This window comes from Chryseobacterium sp. C2(2020) (genome assembly GCF_014218915.1).
Classification (GTDB): Bacteria; Bacteroidota; Bacteroidia; order Flavobacteriales; family Weeksellaceae; genus Chryseobacterium; species Chryseobacterium mucoviscidosis.
The window spans coordinates 1-19,499 of record NZ_JACLCT010000036.1 but is presented as its reverse complement, the minus strand read 5'-3'; the positions used below and the strand labels follow the sequence as shown (position 1 = coordinate 19,499).

Annotated in this window: 17 protein-coding genes; 7 read left to right on the top strand and 10 right to left on the bottom strand. The window is 37.4% G+C overall.

All coding sequences use genetic code 11. From position 1 onward, the window contains the following. Positions 1 to 30 precede the first annotated feature (30 nt). On the bottom strand, positions 31 to 240 hold the full coding sequence (locus H6W52_RS17105; RefSeq protein WP_123891997.1) for a hypothetical protein: 210 nt from the start codon (positions 238 to 240) through the stop codon (positions 31 to 33). A 428-nt stretch (positions 241 to 668) separates the two neighbouring features. Between H6W52_RS17105 and H6W52_RS17100 the strand changes: the two genes are divergently transcribed. Next, complete coding sequence (locus tag H6W52_RS17100) at positions 669 to 1,460, top strand: hypothetical protein (RefSeq protein WP_123891998.1); 792 nt, start codon at positions 669 to 671, stop codon at positions 1,458 to 1,460. A 151-nt stretch (positions 1,461 to 1,611) separates the two neighbouring features. Here H6W52_RS17100 and msrA read toward each other — a convergent pair whose 3' ends face one another. The 7 genes from msrA to H6W52_RS17065 all read right to left on the bottom strand — a co-directional run bounded on the left by msrA (position 1,612) and on the right by H6W52_RS17065 (position 12,016). After that, positions 1,612 to 2,166, bottom strand: coding sequence for a peptide-methionine (S)-S-oxide reductase MsrA (gene msrA, locus H6W52_RS17095; protein WP_087706943.1), 555 nt, complete (start codon positions 2,164 to 2,166; stop codon positions 1,612 to 1,614). A 650-nt stretch (positions 2,167 to 2,816) separates the two neighbouring features. Further along, positions 2,817 to 3,785, bottom strand: coding sequence for an ROK family protein (locus H6W52_RS17090; protein ID WP_087706940.1), 969 nt, complete (start codon positions 3,783 to 3,785; stop codon positions 2,817 to 2,819). An 84-nt stretch (positions 3,786 to 3,869) separates the two neighbouring features. After that, entirely contained in the window at positions 3,870 to 5,081 is a 1,212-nt protein-coding gene (locus H6W52_RS17085; RefSeq protein WP_116099108.1) for a PepSY-associated TM helix domain-containing protein, read from the bottom strand. A 64-nt stretch (positions 5,082 to 5,145) separates the two neighbouring features. Next, the gene (locus H6W52_RS17080; protein WP_116099109.1) at positions 5,146 to 7,281 is read right to left on the bottom strand and encodes a TonB-dependent siderophore receptor; all 2,136 of its coding nucleotides are present in this window, start codon (positions 7,279 to 7,281) and stop codon (positions 5,146 to 5,148) included. Positions 7,282 to 7,430: 149 nt separating this feature from the next. Further along, on the bottom strand, positions 7,431 to 10,505 hold the full coding sequence (gene secA / locus H6W52_RS17075; RefSeq protein ID WP_116099110.1) for a preprotein translocase subunit SecA: 3,075 nt from the start codon (positions 10,503 to 10,505) through the stop codon (positions 7,431 to 7,433). Positions 10,506 to 10,630: 125 nt separating this feature from the next. Beyond that, positions 10,631 to 10,852 (bottom strand): DUF2795 domain-containing protein, encoded by a 222-nt coding sequence (locus tag H6W52_RS17070; protein ID WP_027382805.1) that lies wholly within the window; start codon positions 10,850 to 10,852, stop codon positions 10,631 to 10,633. Positions 10,853 to 10,993: 141 nt separating this feature from the next. Continuing rightward, entirely contained in the window at positions 10,994 to 12,016 is a 1,023-nt protein-coding gene (locus H6W52_RS17065) for a GDP-mannose 4,6-dehydratase (RefSeq protein WP_116099111.1), read from the bottom strand. A 75-nt stretch (positions 12,017 to 12,091) separates the two neighbouring features. Here H6W52_RS17065 and H6W52_RS17060 point away from each other — a divergent pair, with 75 nt between their 5' ends. From H6W52_RS17060 to H6W52_RS17050, 3 genes are read left to right on the top strand one after another with little or no spacing between them, the layout of a single operon-like run. Beyond that, positions 12,092 to 13,150: a DUF389 domain-containing protein gene (locus H6W52_RS17060; RefSeq protein ID WP_116099112.1), complete on the top strand. Its 1,059-nt coding sequence runs from the start codon at positions 12,092 to 12,094 to the stop codon at positions 13,148 to 13,150. Positions 13,151 to 13,187: 37 nt separating this feature from the next. Next, positions 13,188 to 13,985, top strand: coding sequence for a DUF2797 domain-containing protein (locus tag H6W52_RS17055; RefSeq protein ID WP_087706927.1), 798 nt, complete (start codon positions 13,188 to 13,190; stop codon positions 13,983 to 13,985). A 32-nt stretch (positions 13,986 to 14,017) separates the two neighbouring features. Next, positions 14,018 to 16,681 carry a hypothetical protein gene (locus H6W52_RS17050; protein WP_116099113.1) on the top strand — a complete coding sequence of 888 codons (2,664 nt, stop codon included), beginning with the start codon at positions 14,018 to 14,020 and terminating at the stop codon, positions 16,679 to 16,681. A gap of 26 nt (positions 16,682 to 16,707) precedes the next feature. On the opposite strand, the gene H6W52_RS17045 is transcribed toward H6W52_RS17050, so the two are convergent. Next, positions 16,708 to 17,058, bottom strand: a complete 351-nt coding sequence (locus tag H6W52_RS17045; protein ID WP_116099114.1) for a hypothetical protein — start codon at positions 17,056 to 17,058, stop codon at positions 16,708 to 16,710. Positions 17,059 to 17,229: 171 nt separating this feature from the next. On the opposite strand from H6W52_RS17045, the gene H6W52_RS17040 reads away from it, so the two are divergent. Both H6W52_RS17040 and H6W52_RS17035 read left to right on the top strand, forming a co-directional pair. Next, the gene (locus H6W52_RS17040; protein ID WP_076391248.1) at positions 17,230 to 17,424 is read left to right on the top strand and encodes a hypothetical protein; all 195 of its coding nucleotides are present in this window, start codon (positions 17,230 to 17,232) and stop codon (positions 17,422 to 17,424) included. Between the two features lie 124 nt (positions 17,425 to 17,548). Then, positions 17,549 to 18,595: a PA0069 family radical SAM protein gene (locus H6W52_RS17035; protein ID WP_116099115.1), complete on the top strand. Its 1,047-nt coding sequence runs from the start codon at positions 17,549 to 17,551 to the stop codon at positions 18,593 to 18,595. A 59-nt stretch (positions 18,596 to 18,654) separates the two neighbouring features. On the opposite strand, the gene H6W52_RS17030 is transcribed toward H6W52_RS17035, so the two are convergent. Next, entirely contained in the window at positions 18,655 to 18,822 is a 168-nt protein-coding gene (locus H6W52_RS17030) for a bacteriocin-like protein (protein ID WP_165762945.1), read from the bottom strand. A gap of 223 nt (positions 18,823 to 19,045) precedes the next feature. On the opposite strand from H6W52_RS17030, the gene H6W52_RS17025 reads away from it, so the two are divergent. Beyond that, positions 19,046 to 19,315 (top strand): bacteriocin-like protein, encoded by a 270-nt coding sequence (locus H6W52_RS17025; RefSeq protein WP_076391252.1) that lies wholly within the window; start codon positions 19,046 to 19,048, stop codon positions 19,313 to 19,315. Positions 19,316 to 19,499 lie beyond the last annotated feature (184 nt).

Below are 19,499 nucleotides of genomic sequence, written 5' to 3'. Positions count from 1 at the left end.
ACAGATTTATGCAATCTGTCCGATATTAAATTATGGATTTGTAAAAGGAGGAGGTATTTGTCCTGTGTTTCCACCAACTGGTCCACCGCTTCCCGGTCCATCCGGATCGACTCCGTCTCCCGGATCAGTTCCTGTTCCCGGATCTACCAATTGAGTGGTTGGCTGTCCGTTATTATTATTTCCATTGTTATTGCATGATGTATTGGCATTATTATTCCCGAACGCTAATGAGATTAGCATTAATATTAAGTTTAACATTTTTTAAAAATTTTATAAGAGTTTGGATAATTTTTCTTCCTCTCAGGAAATAAATCCCGAGCTGTACACTGTTAAAATTTTCGAAGCGCTTCTTAAATTTTTTTTGGGAAGTGAACCTTCAAAAACGGAAGAGAAACATCTGCTTCCCAACCCGGAGTTTTCTTCCGTTTTATCTGGTAATTTTTGAAATCAGGTTTTTTTTGTTTTTTTTTAATTATTTTTTTGTCCCTGATTTCTTTTACAAATATCTGATAGATTTGCTGAAATCTACGGACAGACGATGGACAGCACATAAATGCATAAATGTTTGATTTTTACGGATTACCGTAAATTTGCTGTCCAATTTTTGTCTAATTTGGACAGCAAATAATTAATACCTGAAAATTATGTATGAGAAGAAAAGATTTTTGTTGAAAACAGTGTTTGATACAGCGAGAAATGAACTTCCGAACAGCAGTAGCATAACTTCAATATCAGATTATTTAAGCTCTCTATTTGAAGAACGATATAATTTTTCTAGAGACGGAAAGTCATACAAAAGATATTATAAAAGTTTGGTTGAAAAAAATGAAGATTACAAGATTGATGATTTAGCATTACTCTATTTAAGTAAATATATTAGTTATGATAATTTTGAAGATTTTTGTAGTAGGGTACAACTAGATAATGATAATACAGAAACTTTTTCCCTGAGTTTTAAAGATTTGTCTGAAAAATTTCAACAAATTTTTATCACAGTAACACCTACAGTTTTTTTTTCAGATGTATTTAAGAAAAACGGCTTAGGCATTTTAGAAATGACATTTGTTTTATTAATGGTTACAGGAGGTGTTGTTTTTTCTAACAGCAAAACTTCCAAATCTTTAGGATTTATGTCGGGATGGGGTTCTCCTGCGACAGACAAACCGTATATGTATTGGGACAAAGACCGTTATATGGCAACGGACAGCAGTTCGCTGTATTCTCATGCTGAGGTTGTACCAATGCATAGCTACTCATTTATTAATATGAAAAAGATTATGCGACCGGATACACTTACTGTTGATAATGCAATGGGAAAAGTCTGGTACGATAAAAGCAATAATCATGTAGAATTTTTTACAAGTCTCGGGAAGCATCCTGAAAATGGAAAAGCCTTAAAAGATGTTACCGAACACATCCTTGAAACATATGCCGGAGAAAATGCGATAATGGAAGAATAGAATATCATTTGCAAATGTTAAAAAAAATCGGGCGGTTTCCTCTGGAAACCGCCCGATTTTTTTCGTTATTGGAGCTATCCGTAATCAGTCATATTAAAAAATCCTTTGAGCTAAAATAAAGCACGATGATTGATAACGGATAAACAATAAATTATTGTTCATTCAGCATTCCCAGTTCGCCGAAATGCTTTTTAAACTTCTGAATTTTCGGTCCTACCACAGCGCTGCAATATGGTTGAGTCGGATTTTCGTTATAATATCCTTGGTGATACTGTTCCGCTGCCCAGAATTTATCGAATTTCGTTACTTCCGTTACATAGGTTCCCTGCCATCTTCCGGATTCTTTGGATTTTTCAATTGCCGCTTCAGCTTTTGCCTTTTCCGCATCGTCTTTGTAATAAATAACAGAACGGTATTGTGTTCCGATATCATTTCCCTGTCTGTTAAGCTGCGTAGGGTCGTGAAGGAAAAAGAAAACATCCATTAACTGTTCGTAAGAAATAACAGCAGGATCGTACGTGATCTGTACCACTTCTGCATGTCCGGTTTCTCCTGTGCACACTTCTTCATACGTAGGATGGTCTTTGTGACCTCCCGAATATCCGGAAACCGCAGACTGTACTCCTTTCAGCATATTGAAACAGCTTTCCACACACCAAAAACATCCGCCTCCGAAAGTAATCTGTTCTAAATTGTTGTTATCCATAAATTAATTATTGTAATTTCTTGTTTTCTCCTGTGAACAATGGAGAAAAAACCTATCAAAAATAAGGAAAAGTTTTTCAATCGGGCGTTCAAAATTCAAATTGTCATAATAGATGAGACAAATTTTTTCAAACACAATTCTCAAAAATATTTTCATCAAATAAAATCTAAAAATCTGCGTTATCAGCACAATCTGCATGAAAATTTTAATAATAGTATTGAGGTAGAGTAGAGATCCTTCGACTGCTTCGCGCTCAGGGTGACAGTGCTGCAAATTTGTTGCTCATAGAGATTTGTATTAGCAAAGTTATGCCGAGATAAATTTTTTCAAACACAATTCTCAAAAATGGTTTCATCAAATAAAAATCCAAAATCTGCGTTATCAGCACCATCTGCGAGAGAATTTAATAAAGATATTGAGTTAGAATAAAGATCCTTCGACTGCTTCGCGCTCAGGATGACAGTGCCGCAAATTTGTTACTCATAGAGATTAGTATTAGCGATGTCATGCTGAGCCTGTCGAAGCATCTCTAAGATGTTATAAAAACAAAAAAGCACCCTTAAAAAAGGATGCCTGTATTATTTGAGAATCATTGCGATTTTGCGTTAAAAAATTTAATAGAAATCAACGCAGATAATCAAAATGTCCGGTTATTTTTCCCAAACCAAAGCACTTGCGCCTAAAATAGCAGCATCCGCTTCGTCAAGTTCACTGAAAACCAATTTTACCTTGTTTCTGAAAATAGGAAGCAGGTTTCTTTCCATGTGAAGTTTGGTAGGTTTTAAAATAAAATCTCCAGCTTTTATCACGCCGCCAAATAAAAGAATTGCTTCCGGAGAAGAGAACATTACAAAATTTGCCAAAGCTTCTCCCAGTTTCTGTCCGGTATATCGGAACACTTCAATAGAAATCGGATCGCCCTGTATAGCACATTCGTGAACGGTTTTAGAATTGATGGATTCTTCAGGATACTGATTCAGTAAAGATTCAGGGAATTCGGCTCTCATTTTTTTTGCGGTAATCGCAATTCCGGTTGCGGATGCATAGGCTTCAAGACAGCCTTCAGAACCTGTGCTCCAGTGTTTTCTTCCGCCCGGTTTTACGATGGTGTGTCCCAGTTCTCCGGCAAATCCGTCGTGTCCGTAGATCAGTTTTCCCCCTGCAACAATGCCGCTTCCAACGCCTGTTCCCAGAGTAATCATGATGAAATCTTTCATTCCTCTTGCTGCTCCGAAAAGCATTTCTCCGATGGCTGCAGCATTCGCGTCATTAGTAATGGTACACGGAAGCCCGAATTTTGCCGACATCAGTTCAGCAAAAGGGATGGTTCCTTTCCACGGAAGATTGGGAGCCTGTTCTATCGTTCCTGTATAGTAATTGGCATTGGGAGCACCAACCCCGATTCCATCAAAATTTTTCTCTTTTCCGTGGCTTTCGATCAGGGGATGAACCGCCTCGTATAAAGCGTCAATATATTCTTCTACAGTAGGATAGGCATCTGTGCGGATGTTTCCTTTTTCCAAAACTTCGCCTCTGTGGTTTACCACTCCAAATTTTGTGTTCGTTCCGCCAATATCAATTCCCAGCGCAACGTTTTTTGACAAATCTACTAATGACATTCTGTTCTAAAATTCTAAAAGGCTAAAATTATAAAAAAGATCTTATTATTAGACGATTAACCAAAGATTTATTTTAAAAAAATATTATGTTGTTTTCGGGGTTTTCTTTTTTCTTCTTCCCCACCAGATCATGAAGCCGGTGACTGGTAATGAAGCACATATCAAACTTACAATGAAAGCAATGATCTTTGTGGGAAGTCCTAAAATGGATCCGACGTGGATATCGTAATTAGCTCCGACTGTTTTTTCGCCGAAATTTTTGTCTTTCATATCATGCGTATGAAGCAGTTCTCCAGAGTTTTCATCAAAGATTAAACTGCTGCTTTTGTGGTAAGAATAGGAGAGGTGTTTTACGTAGACTTCGAAATTCGGATGCTCGTGATCGTCCATGTGTTCGTGTCCGAGATCGATGGAAAAGTTATACGAATCGGGATATTTTGCTTTTACGGTATTGCTTATTTTGTCTAAAGTTCCTTCGGTTCTCAACTCAATCGGTGCTTTTGTTTTGATGGATGAAAAGTCGGGATAAGCGGTTTTTCCTCCGGAAAAGATGAAATATATTGATGACTGAACGAATACAAAGGCGTAAAACAATCCGGTGATGGAGAAAATCAGCGCGAAAACGGAAGCATAAAAACCTAAAACATTGTGAAGATCATAGTTTTTTCTTTTCCAGTTTTGAACATTTTTCCATTTGAAAGAAAAACGCTGTTTTCTTGCGGCTTTATTTTTAGGCCACCACAGAATGATTCCAGAAATCAGCATGAATACAAAAATCAGCACAGGAATTCCCACAACATAGGTTCCCCAAGACTGTTTTAAAAGAAAACTCCAGTGGATCATTTTAACGATCTGGAAAAATCCGTTTTTCTCGTCGTAGGTTCCTAAAACTTTTCCGTTATAGGGATTTACATAAGCAACTTTGTAAATGGGAAATTCATCAAAATAATTCCAGCCTTTCGGATCGTGTTCGTACCAGTAGAAAAGATAGGACATCTTTTTATCAATCGGAATATTCACCCAATGCACTGGATATTTTTCTTTTACCTGCGCCACCACTGCTTTTTCCAGCGTTCTGATCGGAAGAATCTGTTTCTGATCGATATTCTGCTCGTTATGATAGATCACGTCTTTTCTCGTCGCATTTTCAATTTCATCCTTGAAAACGTACAATGCTCCCGTTATCGAAATAATGAAGATCAGAAATCCAATCCCAAGACCCAGCCACAAATGCAGTTTTCCCGTCCATTTTTTTAAAGCACTTGGTTTTTTTTTATGATGATGCTTTTTCCTCATTTTTATTAAACTTTTAATGAAAGGAAAGTCAGCCTTCGGAAAGGCTAACTTTTAAGATTGATAATTAAAATTTATATCCGACAGAAAGTCTGAAGTTTCTCGGAGCTTCTGCCTGATAATAGTAGTACGCTCCATATGGCGATCCCGAATAAAGATACCTGTTGAAAACATTGAAGACATTGAGTCCGACTCTGAATTTTGTGTTTTCCCACGAAAGTCCTGCATCGAATTTTACATAATCGTCCATATCTTTCTGCGTTCCGCTATTTGCCCAGTTCCAACTGCTTCGGTCTGCAAGATAGGTTCCTCCAAAAGATAACCCGAAACCTTCCAGAGTTCCCTGTGTAAAGGTGTAGTTCAGCCATCCGTTCATCGTGTGTTTCGCGTAACCCGGAATTCTCATTCCTACAGGATTGCTTACAGGATCATTGGATTCTGTAATTTTGTTTTCCGTGAAAGCGTAGTTAAAGATGGCATTAAATCCTCTTGTGATTTCACCTTTCAGATCAAATTCAATTCCCTGAACTCTTGTTTTGCCCAAATCAATAATAAAGTTTTCAAGAGCACTGTTTGCAGGATCTGCAACAGTAGAATTTCTTTTGATGATATTGTATAAAGACAATGTAGTGTTCCATTTTCCGCCGAACCAGTCTCTTTTTACCCCAACTTCCATATTATTTCCGGTAATAGGTTTAGGAATTCCTCCGGTTCTGAAAAATCCTGCCTGAGGAACGAAAGACTGATCGTATAAACCGTACACAGAAGTATTATCGTCAATCGAATAGCTTATTCCGATTCGCGGCGTAATTTTGTCTGCTTCTGCTTTGGTTCCGTAAGAATTTTCTTTCACATTGGTATAACGCGCAGCAAGGGTTAATCTCAAAGCATCATTAAAAAATCCTAATTCATCCTGAATATATAAACCGGTATAATTTTGTTCAATAGTTCCGTATGGAGTTGCTCTGCTTTCCAGCGAAGTACTTGTGTCAAAACTAGCGTATCCGTTGGAAGGCGGGCTGTATGTAGTGGAGTTGATATTAAAAGGTTTTGCGGCTGTGTCTAAATCATGTTTTTGATTCCAGTCTGCCATATATTTTTTAGAGCCGAGATCCAGCCCTGTTAAGATTTTATGAGAAACAGCTCCTGTTTTGAAATAACCGTTCAGAAATACCTGTCCGAATTTCATCACATTGCTTGCTTCCCAGAAATAAAGCGTTCTGATCATGTCTCCATTCGGTAAAAATTGAGAAGGCCAGATGTCGCTTCCTAAAGTATATTCATTCACATAAGTTAGCTGTGACGTTAGTTTCCAATTGCTGTTAAATTTATGCTGAATATTTACATTTACGGTATTATTATCCACATTGGTGGGTGCAATTCCGGGATCGGTCATGGTGTATTCAACCGGTTTTGTGGCATAGCCTTCATAGCTGAAAACATAAGCAGATCCTACTTCAGACATTTTTGCTTTCTGGTAAATATATTCTGCTGTTAAAGTCGTTTTATCGGTAAGATTTACCTTTAAGGAAGGATTAATGATGTATCTGTCATTAAATTCATAGTCTCTGAAACTGTTTTTATTCTGAGCCATTAAATTTAATCTGAAAGCCACTTTATCTGTAACTTTAGTATCTACATCAGCTTCTCCTCTGTACATATTGAAGCTTCCGAGAGTTACTCTTGCAGATCCGTTTAGAGACTGTCCTGTCGGTTTTTTGGTAACGATATTGTAAATTCCGCTCGGTTCTCCGTTAGACATCAAAAATCCGGATGGTCCTTTTACAAATTCAATGTGGTCTACATACGACATATCTTCGCTAAGCGGTCCCCAGTTTGAAGTTACATTTACCCCATTCATGAAAGCTGCGGCTCTGGAACCTCTCATATTTACTCTGGTGTACATATCTCCCCAGTGTTCCAATCGTTGAGCTCCGGCAACATTTCTAAGAACACCGTCTCCCAAAGTGGTAACCTGCTGATCTTCCAATGCTCTGTTTGTAATGATAGAAACATTCTGAGGAATCTTGATTAATTCTTCGTCCAGACGAATAGAAGAAGAACCTTCCTTTTCTACATATTTCTTGTAATATTTCCCCTTTACAATTACCTCTTCAATATCATTTCCTTTAATTGAATCTTTTTCCTGAGCAAACGTTAGCATGGAACCTAACAGCGAAGCACAGATCAGTACATTTTTCATGAAACCTTAAATTTTTATGCAAATATATTGTTTTTAATTATTCTAAATAAATAATAAAATTGATTTTTGTCATAAAAGGAACGAATAACAGCAACAAAAAACCGCTACAAACTGAATTGTAACGGTTTTTAAATTATTGTTAATAATTCTTATGCAGGGATTTCACCTTTGTATAAGAATGAGATAATCTCTTTGTTTAGCTTCTCGATCATTTCGCTGAATAAGTGGAAAGACTCCTGCTTATAAATTACCAACGGATCTTTCTGTTCGTAAACAGCTCCCTGTGAAGATCTTCTTAAATCGTCCATTTCACGAAGGTGAAGCTTCCAGTTTTCATCGATGATGGATAACGTGATGTTCTTTTCAAAATCATTGATTAAGCTGTCGCACTGCGTTTCATAAGCCTCTTTAAGATCGGTTACGATCGTCATTGTTTTATGACCGTCTGTGAAAGGAACCTGAATCATTCTGAACATTGAACCCTGATTCTGATAAACATTCTCGATAATCGGGAACGATTTTTCTTTTAGTAAGTTCAGCTTCATCTGATAATCTTCCTGAGCAGCTTTGAATAAAATGTTCGTTAAATCCTGAACCGTTTTATTCTTGAAATCGTTCTCAGAAACCGGAGATTCCATCGTAAATGTTTTGATGATCTCGTATTCGAAATCTTTATAGCTTCCTGTCGCTTTTCCTTTTGCTGCGATAGAATTTGCCACGTCAAAGATCATATTGGTGATGTCGTACTTCAGGTGATCTCCGAACAAAGCATTCTTTCTTCTCTTGTAGATAACGTCACGCTGTTTGTTCATTACATCATCGTACTCAAGAAGTCTCTTTCTTGTTCCGAAGTTGTTTTCCTCTACTTTTTTCTGTGCTCTTTCGATAGATTTTGAGATCATGGAATGCTGAATCACTTCACCTTCCTTATGACCCATTCTGTCCATCATTTTAGCAATTCTTTCAGAACCGAATAAACGCATTAAGTTATCTTCCAGAGAAACATAGAACTGAGAACTTCCCGGATCTCCCTGTCTTCCTGCTCTACCTCTCAACTGTCTGTCAACACGTCTTGAATCGTGTCTTTCTGTCCCGATGATTGCCAGACCTCCTGCTTCTTTTACCTCTTTAGATAATTTAATATCCGTACCACGACCTGCCATGTTGGTTGCAATGGTTACAACACCCGGCTGTCCTGCTCCGGCAACGATTTCTGCTTCCTTCTTGTGAAGTTTTGCATTCAGAACCTGATGCGGAATTTTTCTTAACTGAAGGGCTTTTGATAATAACTGTGAAATTTCAACAGAAGTTGTACCTACCAGAACAGGTCTTCCTGCAGCAGTTAATTTTTCAATTTCCTCAATTACGGCATTGTATTTTTCCCGGTTAGTTTTGAAAACTAAATCCTGTCTGTCGTGTCTTAAAATCGGACGGTTGGTAGGAATTACCACCACATCTAATTTATAAATTTCCCAAAGCTCACCTGCTTCCGTTTCTGCAGTACCCGTCATCCCCGCAAGTTTGTTGTACATACGGAAATAATTCTGAAGGGTAATAGTTGCAAACGTCTGGGTTGCAGCTTCGATTTTTACATTTTCTTTCGCTTCAATCGCCTGGTGAAGACCGTCTGAATAACGTCTTCCTTCCATGATACGACCAGTCTGTTCATCAACGATTTTTACCTCACCGTCAATTACTACATATTCATCATCTTTTTCAAATAATGTATACGCTTTCAACAGTTGGCTCATCGTGTGAACTCTTTCAGATTTTTCAGCAAAATCAGAGAAAAGTCTTTCTTTCGCTTCGAATTCTTCTTCTTTAGATAAATTCTTAGCTTCCAGTTCTGCGATTTCTGTTCCAATGTCCGGAAGAACGAAGAAGTTAGGATCAGAGTTTCCCTGAGACATGTATTCAACACCTTTGTCTGTAAGATCAACCTGATTGTTTTTTTCTTCAATAACGAAGTAAAGATCTTTATCTACGATCGGCATATCGCGGTTGTTGTCCTGCATATACTGCGCTTCTACTTTCTGAAGCAATGCACGGTTTCCGCTTTCCGATAAGAATTTAATTAATTGTCTGCTCTTAGGAAGACCTCTGTAAGCTTGTAGGAGTTTGAAACCTCCTTCTTTTGTATTTCCTGCAGCGATTAATTTTTTTGCTTCGTTAAAGATAGTAGAAACTGTTTTTTTCTGAACTTCAACGATTCTGTCGATAGAAGGTTTAAGAACATCAAATTCCTGTCTGTCTCCCTGTGGAACCGGACCTGAAATAATCAACGGTGTTCTGGCATCATCTACCAATACAGAATCCACCTCATCCACGATGGCAAAATTCAGTTCTCTCTGCACCAGTTCTGAAGGTGAAGTTACCATGTTATCTCTCAGATAATCGAAACCAAATTCATTATTGGTTCCGTAGGTAATATCTGAATTGTATGCTTTTCTTCTTCCGTCCGAGTTCGGTTGGTGATTATCGATACAGTCGATTGACATTCCATGGAATTGGTACAATGGTCCCATCCACGCCGAGTCTCTTTTAGCAAGATAGTCGTTCACCGTTACTACGTGAACACCTCTTCCCGGAAGTGCATTTAAGAAAATTGGAAGCGTACCTACCAAAGTTTTACCTTCTCCGGTCGCCATTTCGGCAATTTTACCGCTGTGTAGGATAATACCCCCGATAAACTGAACATCGTAATGTACCATGTCCCAGTTTACAGGCGTTCCTGCAGCGTCCCATGAGTTTTTCCATACAGCCTGATCTCCCTGAATTTCCACGAAATCTTTTCCTGCGGCAGCCAATTGTCTGTCCCAGTCTGAAGCCGTTACGCGGATTTCTCCGTTTTGCGCCCATCTTCTTGCTGTTTCCTTCACCAAAGCGAAAACTTCAGGAAGAATCTGGCTCAGAACTTTTTCTTCAATTTCGTATGATTCTTTTTTCAGAGACTCAATCTTCGAGAAAAGCGCTTCTTTTTCGTCTACGTTTTTCGAATTTTTGATCTGCTCCTGGATCTGTTCTATCTGTGCTGTGATTTTGCTGGTTGCAGATTTAATATTTTCTTTAAACTCAGCAGTTTTTTCTCTTAAACCATCATCAGACAATTGCTGAATAGCGGGTTCAACAGCTTTGATTTTTGTTACAACTTTTTTTACTTCTTTTAGGTCCTGCGCTTTTTTGTCTCCCAAAAACCCTTTTAGAACTTTGTTTAAAAAACTCATAAATTTTTTGCTTTATGCTTAAAAGGATATCCTTTAAGCGTTTTAAATAACACTTATTGTGTAAAAATAATATATAAAAAAGGGCAAAAAAGCTCTAAGCAGTGCCTAAAGCTTAATGCTTTTCATTAATATTCGTCTTCGTTCCAAAGATAATCTTCGTCCGTAGGATAATCGCTCCAGATCTCGTCGATCGCGTCATAAATTTCTCCTTCATCTTCGATAGCCTGAAGATTTTCCACTACTTCCATTGGTGCACCAGTTCTGATTGCGTAGTCGATAAGCTCTGCTTTAGTCATTGGCCAAGGTGCGTCACTTAAGTATGAAGCTAATTCTAATGTCCAGTACATAATTTTTTAATTTTTTGCAAAAGTATAAAATTAGCTTATATTATATGCTTTTTTATACTTGATTTTCAATTCTTTTTGTTAAATTTTGTTCACCGTGCGCCTTTAGAAAGTGTTTAAAGTACTTTTTCCGGCTTACTGAGGTCATTTTCTCAAAAACCATTCCACAAATTTTTTTATGCCATTTTGGAAGTTTGTGTCAGGTTTGTAGCCAATTAATGTCTTTGCTTTGGCAATATCGGCATTGGTTTTCAGTACATCTCCAGGCTGCATTGGCAGATTTTTGCGGATGGCAGATTTTCCCAAAGTTTTTTCGATGGTGGAAAGCATTTCGTTTAAATTAATTACTTCGCTTTCGCCCAGATTAACAATTTCATAAACATCTGAATGATTTTCCAGATAGCGGATTGATTTTAAAATACCGTCAACAACATCATCAATATAAGTGTAATCTCTCGCTGTACTTCCATCTCCGTAGAAAGGGATTTCCTGATCTTCGGAAATTAATTTTGTGAATTTGTGGATGGCAAGATCAGGTCTCTGTCTCGGTCCGTAAACTGTGAAAAATCTGAGCTGGATCATATCTATTTTGTATAAATCATGATAAACGTGTCCTAAAATTTCACCACATTTTTTGGTTGCCGCATATGGAGAAATGGGATTGTCTACATTGTCGGTTTCAGAAAAAGGGATCTTTTCGTTATTTCCGTAAACGCTTGATGAGGAAGCACAGACAAATTTATTGATATTGAAATCTTTACAGAGTTCCCAGAGATTCATGGTTCCGCGGATGTTGACTTCTTCGTATTCTAAAGGTCTTTCAATAGAAGGACGGACTCCCGCAAGTGCAGCAAGGTGAATGACGGTGTCTATTTTATGGTTCTTAAATATTTCCTCCAACCCTTTTTTGTCGCGGATGTCCTGATAATAGAGCCTGTAATTTTCTGATTGTGAAAGAGAAATTAATTTTTTAATATCATTATCTTTTCCGGAGTATTCAAAATCCGAAAAATATTGAATAGCGTCTAAAGTATTTTGAATTTTTATCTGATAGCTGTAGAAATCATCAAAATTGTCAATGTTTATGACAGAATGTCCTTTTTTCAATAATTGCTCAGCAAGATGGGAACCTATGAAACCGCTTCCTCCGGTTATGAGATAATTCATTTGTTGGTTTTTAATTCAACAAATTTATTAAAATACTTGGATGCTCTTTTTATACTTTTGCTATAAATATCATAAATGATTAATTTTCAAAAATTATTCACCCTGCCAAAAGAAGAAGAGGAAGAATTTACTTTTCAGGAAATTGAAGAGGGAATCTACTTTCGCGGGCATAATCTCTGGCTTCTGGTGATCTCTATGGGAATTGCCTGCATCGGTTTAAATATCAACAGTTCGGCGGCAGTAATCGGAGCGATGCTGATTTCTCCTTTAATGGGACCTGTTGTAGGCATTGCATTCGGATTTTCTATCGGAAACAGGCATTTGATAAAGCTGGGCATTTTCAACTGGCTTCTGATGATTATCGTTGCCCTTTGTTCTTCCACTCTGTATTTCCTTGTTTCTCCTTTTCACTCGGAAACTTCACAACTGGAAAGTTTTAAAACAGCGACTATTTTCGACTGTTCTCTGGCTTTGTTGGGCGGTTTTGCCTGGTTTCTGGGAATTGTAAGAAAAGAAGCCATAAAAGTAATTGCCGGAGTTGCGGTTTCTACCGCCTGTATTCCGCCGCTTTGTACAGCAGGATTCGGGATTGCCAACGGAAACTGGGAATATTTCTGGGGCGGATTTTATTTTTACCTAATCAATTGTTTCTTTATTGCGGTAGGAACATGGATTCTGAGTCTTGTACTCGGTTATCAGAAGTACTACATGGAAAAAGGAAAGGCGGCGAACAGAAAGAACTCATTAATTATAAGTCTGGCTTCTGTTATTATTCTGCTTCCGAGTGTTTTGCTTACCAAAAAGAAATGGGATAAAGAAACACTGAAAGAACGGTCTGAAAATTACATCAGAAAGATCAGAGAAAATCATCCGGAACTCGCCATCATCAATTATGAGCCTTTTAAAGAAGGAGAAAGCAATTTTCTGAGAATTACGGTACTGAATGACAGTGTTTCCCTCAGTAAAAAAAGGCTGGATGAGCATAATGATCTGATAAAAGATATTCATTTAATCTGGCAATATTCGCCACATTCTGAAAATATGAACAATCCGGACGTAAAAAAACTTCAGAATCAGATTGATGCTTTGAAAGAAGAAATCAACCTGCTGAAATCTGAGAACAAAATCAAATAAATTTTAATTTTTTTTATATTTACTTAAACTTAATACAATGCAGTTTCAAGGGCAAATTTTAAAGATGACGAGCTTCCACGACGAGCCGATCCAATATTACCTTAATCTTTCCGGTGATCTTATCCACATGAACGAACTTTTCGGAAAAGAACTTACCATAAAACATACGGGGTACCAATGCGTAAACTGTGGCGAAAATAAACCGATTTACAGAATGGGCTTCTGCAAAAACTGCTTCTTTGAAAGTCCTTATGCAAGCGATACCATCATTCGTCCCGAACTTTCCACAGCGCATCTTGGAATTGCGGAACGGGATTTGGATATAGAAAAGGAAATTCAGTTACAGCCACATACCGTTTATCTTGCGTACACGGGAGAAGTAAAAGTAGGGGTTACGAGAAATACGCAGATTCCTACAAGATGGATCGATCAGGGCGCTACATTTGCGCTGCCGATTGCCAGAACAGAAAACCGATATGAAGCGGGAATGATAGAAGTTGCTCTGAAGCAGCATGTTGCCGATAAAACAAGCTGGAAGAAAATGCTTCAGGACGATTTTGAAGACGAGATAGATCTTGCCGATTTTCAGCAGAAAATTAAAGAATATTTTCCTGAAGATTTCCAGAAGTTCTACAGTGAAGGGGAAAATCTGTGGAGATTTGATTATCCGTTTGAAAAACCTGAAAAAGTAACATCTTTTACCCTTGATAAAAGACCTGAATATACAGGGAAATTAACTGGAATTAAAGGGCAGTACTTAGGTTTCGACGGAGGCGAGTTTATTAACGTAAGAGGACATGAAGGGTATGTAATTGAATTGACTGTTAAAAATTAATAGAATATTGAATTAAAACCAAATCACAAAAAATGAAAGGATGGGTAAAAAAATTATTTCTTGCTCTGGGAATTTTGCTGGTAATTGTTTTGCTGGCAAATCTTGGGCTTAATTTCTGGCTGAAAACAAGGCTTCCGAAGTACATTAAAAACAATACGGATTATAAAGTTTCCTACAAAAGTCTGGATGTTGATCTTCTGTCGGGGAATATTCTTTCGACAGGAATTACCGTCAATAGCAAAAACCCCCAGAATTTCAATGTTATCGGACTTCAGGGTACGATTGACACTTTGAAAATAAGCCGTTTCGGCATTTATGATGCCATTTTCAACAAGCAGATCAGCTCATCAGATTTACTGCTGTCTAAACCTAATCTGAATATTATTCTTGCGAAACCGGTTGATACAAAAACGGGAAAAAAAAGAAATCCGGTACGTTTTGACAACATCAGAATCAATGAAGGAAATATCAGCATTTTCAGATTTACGAAACAGAAATTTTTTTCGGTGCAGGATCTGAATCTGTATGTGGAAAATCTTCAGATGACGGAAGAATCTGTAGAAGATAAATTGCCAGTGGTTTTCGATCAGTACTCAATTAAAGGAAGTAATTTCTTCTTCCGTCCGGATAATATGTATGCATTGGAAATCAATAAAATAGAAACGAGAAACGGACGGATGTCGATTGATCAGTTTCAACTGACTCCACTCGTTACTTTTGAACAGTTTAAAAAATATTATCCTAAAAAGACGCAGCTTTTTCAGTTTAATATCGAAAAAATGGAATTCAAAGATATTGTTCTGAAAAAGAATAAAGTGTCTTTGGCAAATGCTGTTTTTTATAATCCTGATTTTAAGATTTACACCACCGATGCAGCTCCGGTAAAGCCTAAAAAACCGCTTAATTTTGATATTGATCTGGAAGATATTAAGCTAAACAATGCTACTGTTCAGGTGATGAAACCTAACGGAGAAAAACTTCTCTACGCACAAAAGGCAAACCTGAACATCAATACACTGAGATTTGACAAGGAAACAAGGGAAGAGCTGATTCCGGTAGGATATAAAGACTTTCAGTTTTCAGCGCAGGATATTTTGTACTCCGATCATCAGGATTTTAATGTAAAAAGTTTCACATTAAATCCGAAAAAAGGAGAAATCCGAAATATTTCCGTCGTTCCGAATGGTTCAGCAGCAGGAAAAACTTCCATGAATCTTGTCGCAAATTATATTGGTTTCAACATCAATAAATGGGAATCCGTTGATAAAAAACTGAATCTTGATGTAAAAGATGTTCTGGTAGATCAGGTGAAAGGAAGCATCAAAGCGGGAGAAATAAAAACAGCGAAAAAAACAACCAATCTCAGTGGGATTCAGTTTCCGATAATCATCAGAAAAGTAGTGCTGAAGAATTCTGATATTACGTATGAGAAAAACAACCAGCCGTTGAGTTTTGCCCGTCTCAATGCAACCATTAATGATATTCAGCTTTCCTCAAAACCGGACAACTCAGGAATTGTGGTTGATGTAAAAAACTATGCGCTGACTTCGGGGAATTTCGCTTACAAAACGCAGTTTTATCATATGACTTCCGGCGCTTTGAAGGTGGATAAAAACAATATCCGGCTCTCTCAGTTTGCGATGAAGCCTCTCGTTTCGAGAGCGCAGTTTATCAAAATGATTCCTGTGGAAAGAGATTTATACGATATTAAAGTAAATCAGATTACGGCAAACGGAACGTGGGATCTGTTTTCGGAGAATAAGTCGATTAACGCTTCTAATGTAACCATTGAGTCTGCCGATGCCAATATTTTCAGAAGTAAAATCCCGAAAGACGATCCCAAAGAAAAACCTTTATATTCCAGATTGCTACGCTCTATAAAAATCCCGATGGTTGTTAATAATCTGAATCTTAGAAACTCTGTTCTTGTGTATGAAGAAGATACGCCTGAAAGTGCAGGACCGGGAAAACTGACATTCAGCAACTTTAATATGAATGTTAGAAACCTCAACTCTGCCAAAATGAAAGGAAAACCGACAAGAGTAGACATCAAAATAGACTGTTCTTTTATGAAGCTTGCTCCGCTTTCGGTCAACTGGAATTTTGATGTTGCCGATCAGCGTGATGTGTTTGCTATTTCGGGAAGAACCACCAATCTTCCGGCGCAGGGAATCAACCCGTTCATCCGTCCTTATCTTCATGTTACGGCAACGGGAACTATTCAGGAAATGCTGTTTAATTTCAGAGGGAATCCGAAAGGACTGAACGGAAGTTTTAATCTGAAACATAAAGACCTTAAAATTGCGGTGTTAGATAAAAACAACCGTGAAAAGAAAGGGTTTTTAACTGCCGTTGCCAATCTTCTGGTAAAAACAGACTCGGGAAAACTTCCTGAGGATGTACAGGTGGAAGATGTGGAAAGAGATCCTACCAAATCCTTCTTCAACCTTTTCTGGAAAGGAATTGAACAGGGCTTGAAGAAAACTTTGATCGGAATTAATATAGACGGTGCTAAAAAGACCGTTAAAAATGTAAAGGAAGATGTAAAAGGCATGAAGCAGTCTGTAAAAGAACTCGGGCAGGAGATAAAAAACAAACCCGACCAGAATAAAGAAGAGCAGCCCAAAAAAGAAACTGAGAAGAAAGGTTTTCTGAAAGGCATATTTAAGAAAAAAGAAAAATCCGGGACTGAATAAGTTCCGGATTTTTATCATATTTAAATTTAGAAATTGTAATCGTCGCTTTCATCAATGGTGATGGCTCTTAAAAACTGATCGAATTCTTCGCCGGGATAATTGCTGTCTGCTCCGTAAGAATCGATGATCATTCCCATGTTTCCTGCCGTATCTTTTACCAGATAAAGCACTGCATTATCATCAGGATTGCTGTCTCCCTCGAAACGGTACGTTTTCAGAACCGTTAATTCTGAAGGCTTATACACCTTGTCTGAATTTTCAAACTTCATTTCGCACTGTTCATTCATTCTGAACTCACGGTGTACTCCTCTTTGTGCCAATTTTGCCATTACCTGACTTAAGGTTGTCATTTTATCAATATTGTCTGTATTTTCCATAATAATATTTTTGTTTTAAACTACAATAATTAAACCATTGATCGCTTTGTTGTGGTATTGGCAAAGATTATATTTTTAAATTTTTTCAATATCTGTTAACAAAATTTATCGTGACAGAAAATGTTTGGGTATACTTTTTGCAATAACGAGAATATATAAATCAGACAGAATATGAAAAAAGAAGTCGGAGTTTTACTGGCAGGAGGAGTTGGTCTTTTGGCAGTATTAAGTATCATAGGAATAAAAAAAATATTACACAGAAAAGATAAAAAATACAGTGATGCCTATTCGGATTATCACAGACATTTCGAAGACAAAAGCTACGATGATGAATATCACGGAGTAGAATTTTATGCACTGAAGTAGTTAAAAAATATATCTAAATCATGTTAAAATCCGGAGCTTTTAAAGCTTCGGATTTTTCTTGTGGATAACTTTAATGTTAAAATTGATTTTTTTATCATCATTCCACTCTAATTTTACATCATCAATGCAGAACGAAAATATCATAAAAGGTCAGGGCGCACAGCGAAATGTTATCAACCGTTTCGACCGATATACCTTTGAGCCTGAAGATGATGATTTCGAAATCGTAAAGACTTCTTTCACCGAAGTTTTCCCAAAAAGCATTGTCAATCAGGTGAAAAGTGATGATCTTCCGATGGAGTACTCCATGAATCCTTATCAGGGTTGTGAACACGGCTGCTCCTATTGCTTTGCAAGACCTACTCATGAATATTGGGGATACAGCGCAGGAATTGATTTTGAAAGGAAGATCATGGTGAAGAAAAATGCGCCGGAACTATTAGAAAAGTTTTTTCAGAAAAGAGGATATCGGCCGGCTCCCATTCTACTTTCAGGAAATACAGACTGTTATCAACCCGCAGAAAGGCAGTTTGAGATTACAAGAAAAATACTGCAGGTCTGTCTGGATTACAGACATCCGGTTCATGTTCTTACAAAAAACGCTTTGGTTCTTCGCGATATCGATATTCTGCAGCCTCTAGCCGAACAAAATCTTGTGTCCGTTTCTCTTAGCATTCCCACCATCAATGAGGAACTTCGAAGAAAGATGGAACCGAGAACCAGCGCTGCAAAAAACAAGTTGAAAGCCATAGAAATTCTGTCTGAACATAAAATTCCTGTCAATGTGATGGTCGCGCCGATTATTCCAGGATTAAACAGCGATGAACCTTTAACCATTTTAAAAGCAATCTCTGAAGCAGGAGCGCAAAGTTTCGGATACACTCTGGTAAGATTAAATGATTCTGTAGAGCCGGTTTTTGTGAACTGGATTGAAAATGCATTTCCTGACCGTGCTCAGAAAGTCTTAAATCTCATCCGTTCCATGCGGGGCGGAAAATTAGGTGAGAAAAAATTCTTCGACAGACAGAAAGGGGAGGGAAATATTGCAGAAATGATTCACAATACCTTTAAAATAGGACGGAAAAAGTTTTTCGATGGAAAAGAATTTCCGAAACTTTCCACAAAAGGATTTACGGGAGCAAAAGATCAGCAGTTGAGGTTGTTTGATTAAAGTTTCCCAAAAATAAAAACCGCTCCAAAAGGAACGGTTTTTTATAACTTTTTTGCAGTCTACATATCCGTTACAGGACATTCGAAATCTTTGCTGCATGCAGCGCATACAATGACGTCCCCGCAAACGTACATACAGAAATCCGGTTCATCCGGAAAAGACTTAATTCCTCCTGCTCCTTTAATTCCCTTTAATTGGCTTTTGCTTAGTTTTTTTAAATTTTTCATATTGTTTTAGTTAAAAATTTGATACTAATGTAAAGATAATCAAAATTTTAATAAATCAAACTATTGTGGGATATTTTGATTAATTTTTCAATGGAAATAAAATATGAATGAATTTTCATATATTGGTGAATAATATTTTTAGAATTTTATAGTTAAATACTTATCATAATAAAGCGGTTTCCGAAAAGCTGACAGAGTAGGAGTACATCAAAATCAAAAAACTATGAAAAATTTTAAAAAGCTTTCAAGAGAAGACAAAAAAAGAATTTCTGCAGGCTACGGTCCTGCGTATTGCATTGAGGGAGGAGGTCCCGGTTCAGGCGGCTGTGGAGCCAATGAAATATGCTCCGGCGGAAAATGTGTGCCGTACCAAGATCCGGGAGGAGATCCTGGAAATCCCGGCGGCGGCGGAGATGTCTATACCTGTATTTGTCCGTGGGGAACTTTTACGCAATCTACTCCATGTCCTGAATTCTACTGTATTACAGGATAATAAAGATTATAAAGTAAGAAAAGGGAAGGTGTTTATTACCTTCCTTTCTTATATTATGTAATCATTTCTTGCTGTCTGAAAGGCATAAAAAAATCGGGCAAATTACCGAGGTCACTGAAAAACCTTTCATTTTACGACAGCCTATTTATTTAGGATGAAAAATAAGAGCTTATTACAAGATTTA

Excerpts from the sequence above, each read along its gene's own strand:
- H6W52_RS17030 (WP_165762945.1), bottom strand. The coding sequence starts at position 18,822 with ATGAAAAATTTAAAAAAACTAAGCAAAAGCCAATTAAAGGGAATTAAA.
- H6W52_RS17035 (WP_116099115.1), top strand. The coding sequence starts at position 17,549 with ATGCAGAACGAAAATATCATAAAAGGTCAGGGCGCACAGCGAAATGTT.
- H6W52_RS17105 (WP_123891997.1), bottom strand. The coding sequence starts at position 240 with ATGCTAATCTCATTAGCGTTCGGGAATAATAATGCCAATACATCATGC.
- H6W52_RS17065 (WP_116099111.1), bottom strand. The coding sequence starts at position 12,016 with ATGAATTATCTCATAACCGGAGGAAGCGGTTTCATAGGTTCCCATCTT.
- H6W52_RS17070 (WP_027382805.1), bottom strand. The coding sequence starts at position 10,852 with ATGTACTGGACATTAGAATTAGCTTCATACTTAAGTGACGCACCTTGG.
- H6W52_RS17055 (WP_087706927.1), top strand. The coding sequence starts at position 13,188 with ATGCAGTTTCAAGGGCAAATTTTAAAGATGACGAGCTTCCACGACGAG.
- H6W52_RS17085 (WP_116099108.1), bottom strand. The coding sequence starts at position 5,081 with ATGAGGAAAAAGCATCATCATAAAAAAAAACCAAGTGCTTTAAAAAAA.
- secA (WP_116099110.1), bottom strand. The coding sequence starts at position 10,505 with ATGAGTTTTTTAAACAAAGTTCTAAAAGGGTTTTTGGGAGACAAAAAA.
- H6W52_RS17050 (WP_116099113.1), top strand. The coding sequence starts at position 14,018 with ATGAAAGGATGGGTAAAAAAATTATTTCTTGCTCTGGGAATTTTGCTG.
- msrA (WP_087706943.1), bottom strand. The coding sequence starts at position 2,166 with ATGGATAACAACAATTTAGAACAGATTACTTTCGGAGGCGGATGTTTT.
- H6W52_RS17090 (WP_087706940.1), bottom strand. The coding sequence starts at position 3,785 with ATGTCATTAGTAGATTTGTCAAAAAACGTTGCGCTGGGAATTGATATT.
- H6W52_RS17045 (WP_116099114.1), bottom strand. The coding sequence starts at position 17,058 with ATGGAAAATACAGACAATATTGATAAAATGACAACCTTAAGTCAGGTA.
- H6W52_RS17040 (WP_076391248.1), top strand. The coding sequence starts at position 17,230 with ATGAAAAAAGAAGTCGGAGTTTTACTGGCAGGAGGAGTTGGTCTTTTG.
- H6W52_RS17080 (WP_116099109.1), bottom strand. The coding sequence starts at position 7,281 with ATGAAAAATGTACTGATCTGTGCTTCGCTGTTAGGTTCCATGCTAACG.
- H6W52_RS17025 (WP_076391252.1), top strand. The coding sequence starts at position 19,046 with ATGAAAAATTTTAAAAAGCTTTCAAGAGAAGACAAAAAAAGAATTTCT.
- H6W52_RS17060 (WP_116099112.1), top strand. The coding sequence starts at position 12,092 with ATGATTAATTTTCAAAAATTATTCACCCTGCCAAAAGAAGAAGAGGAA.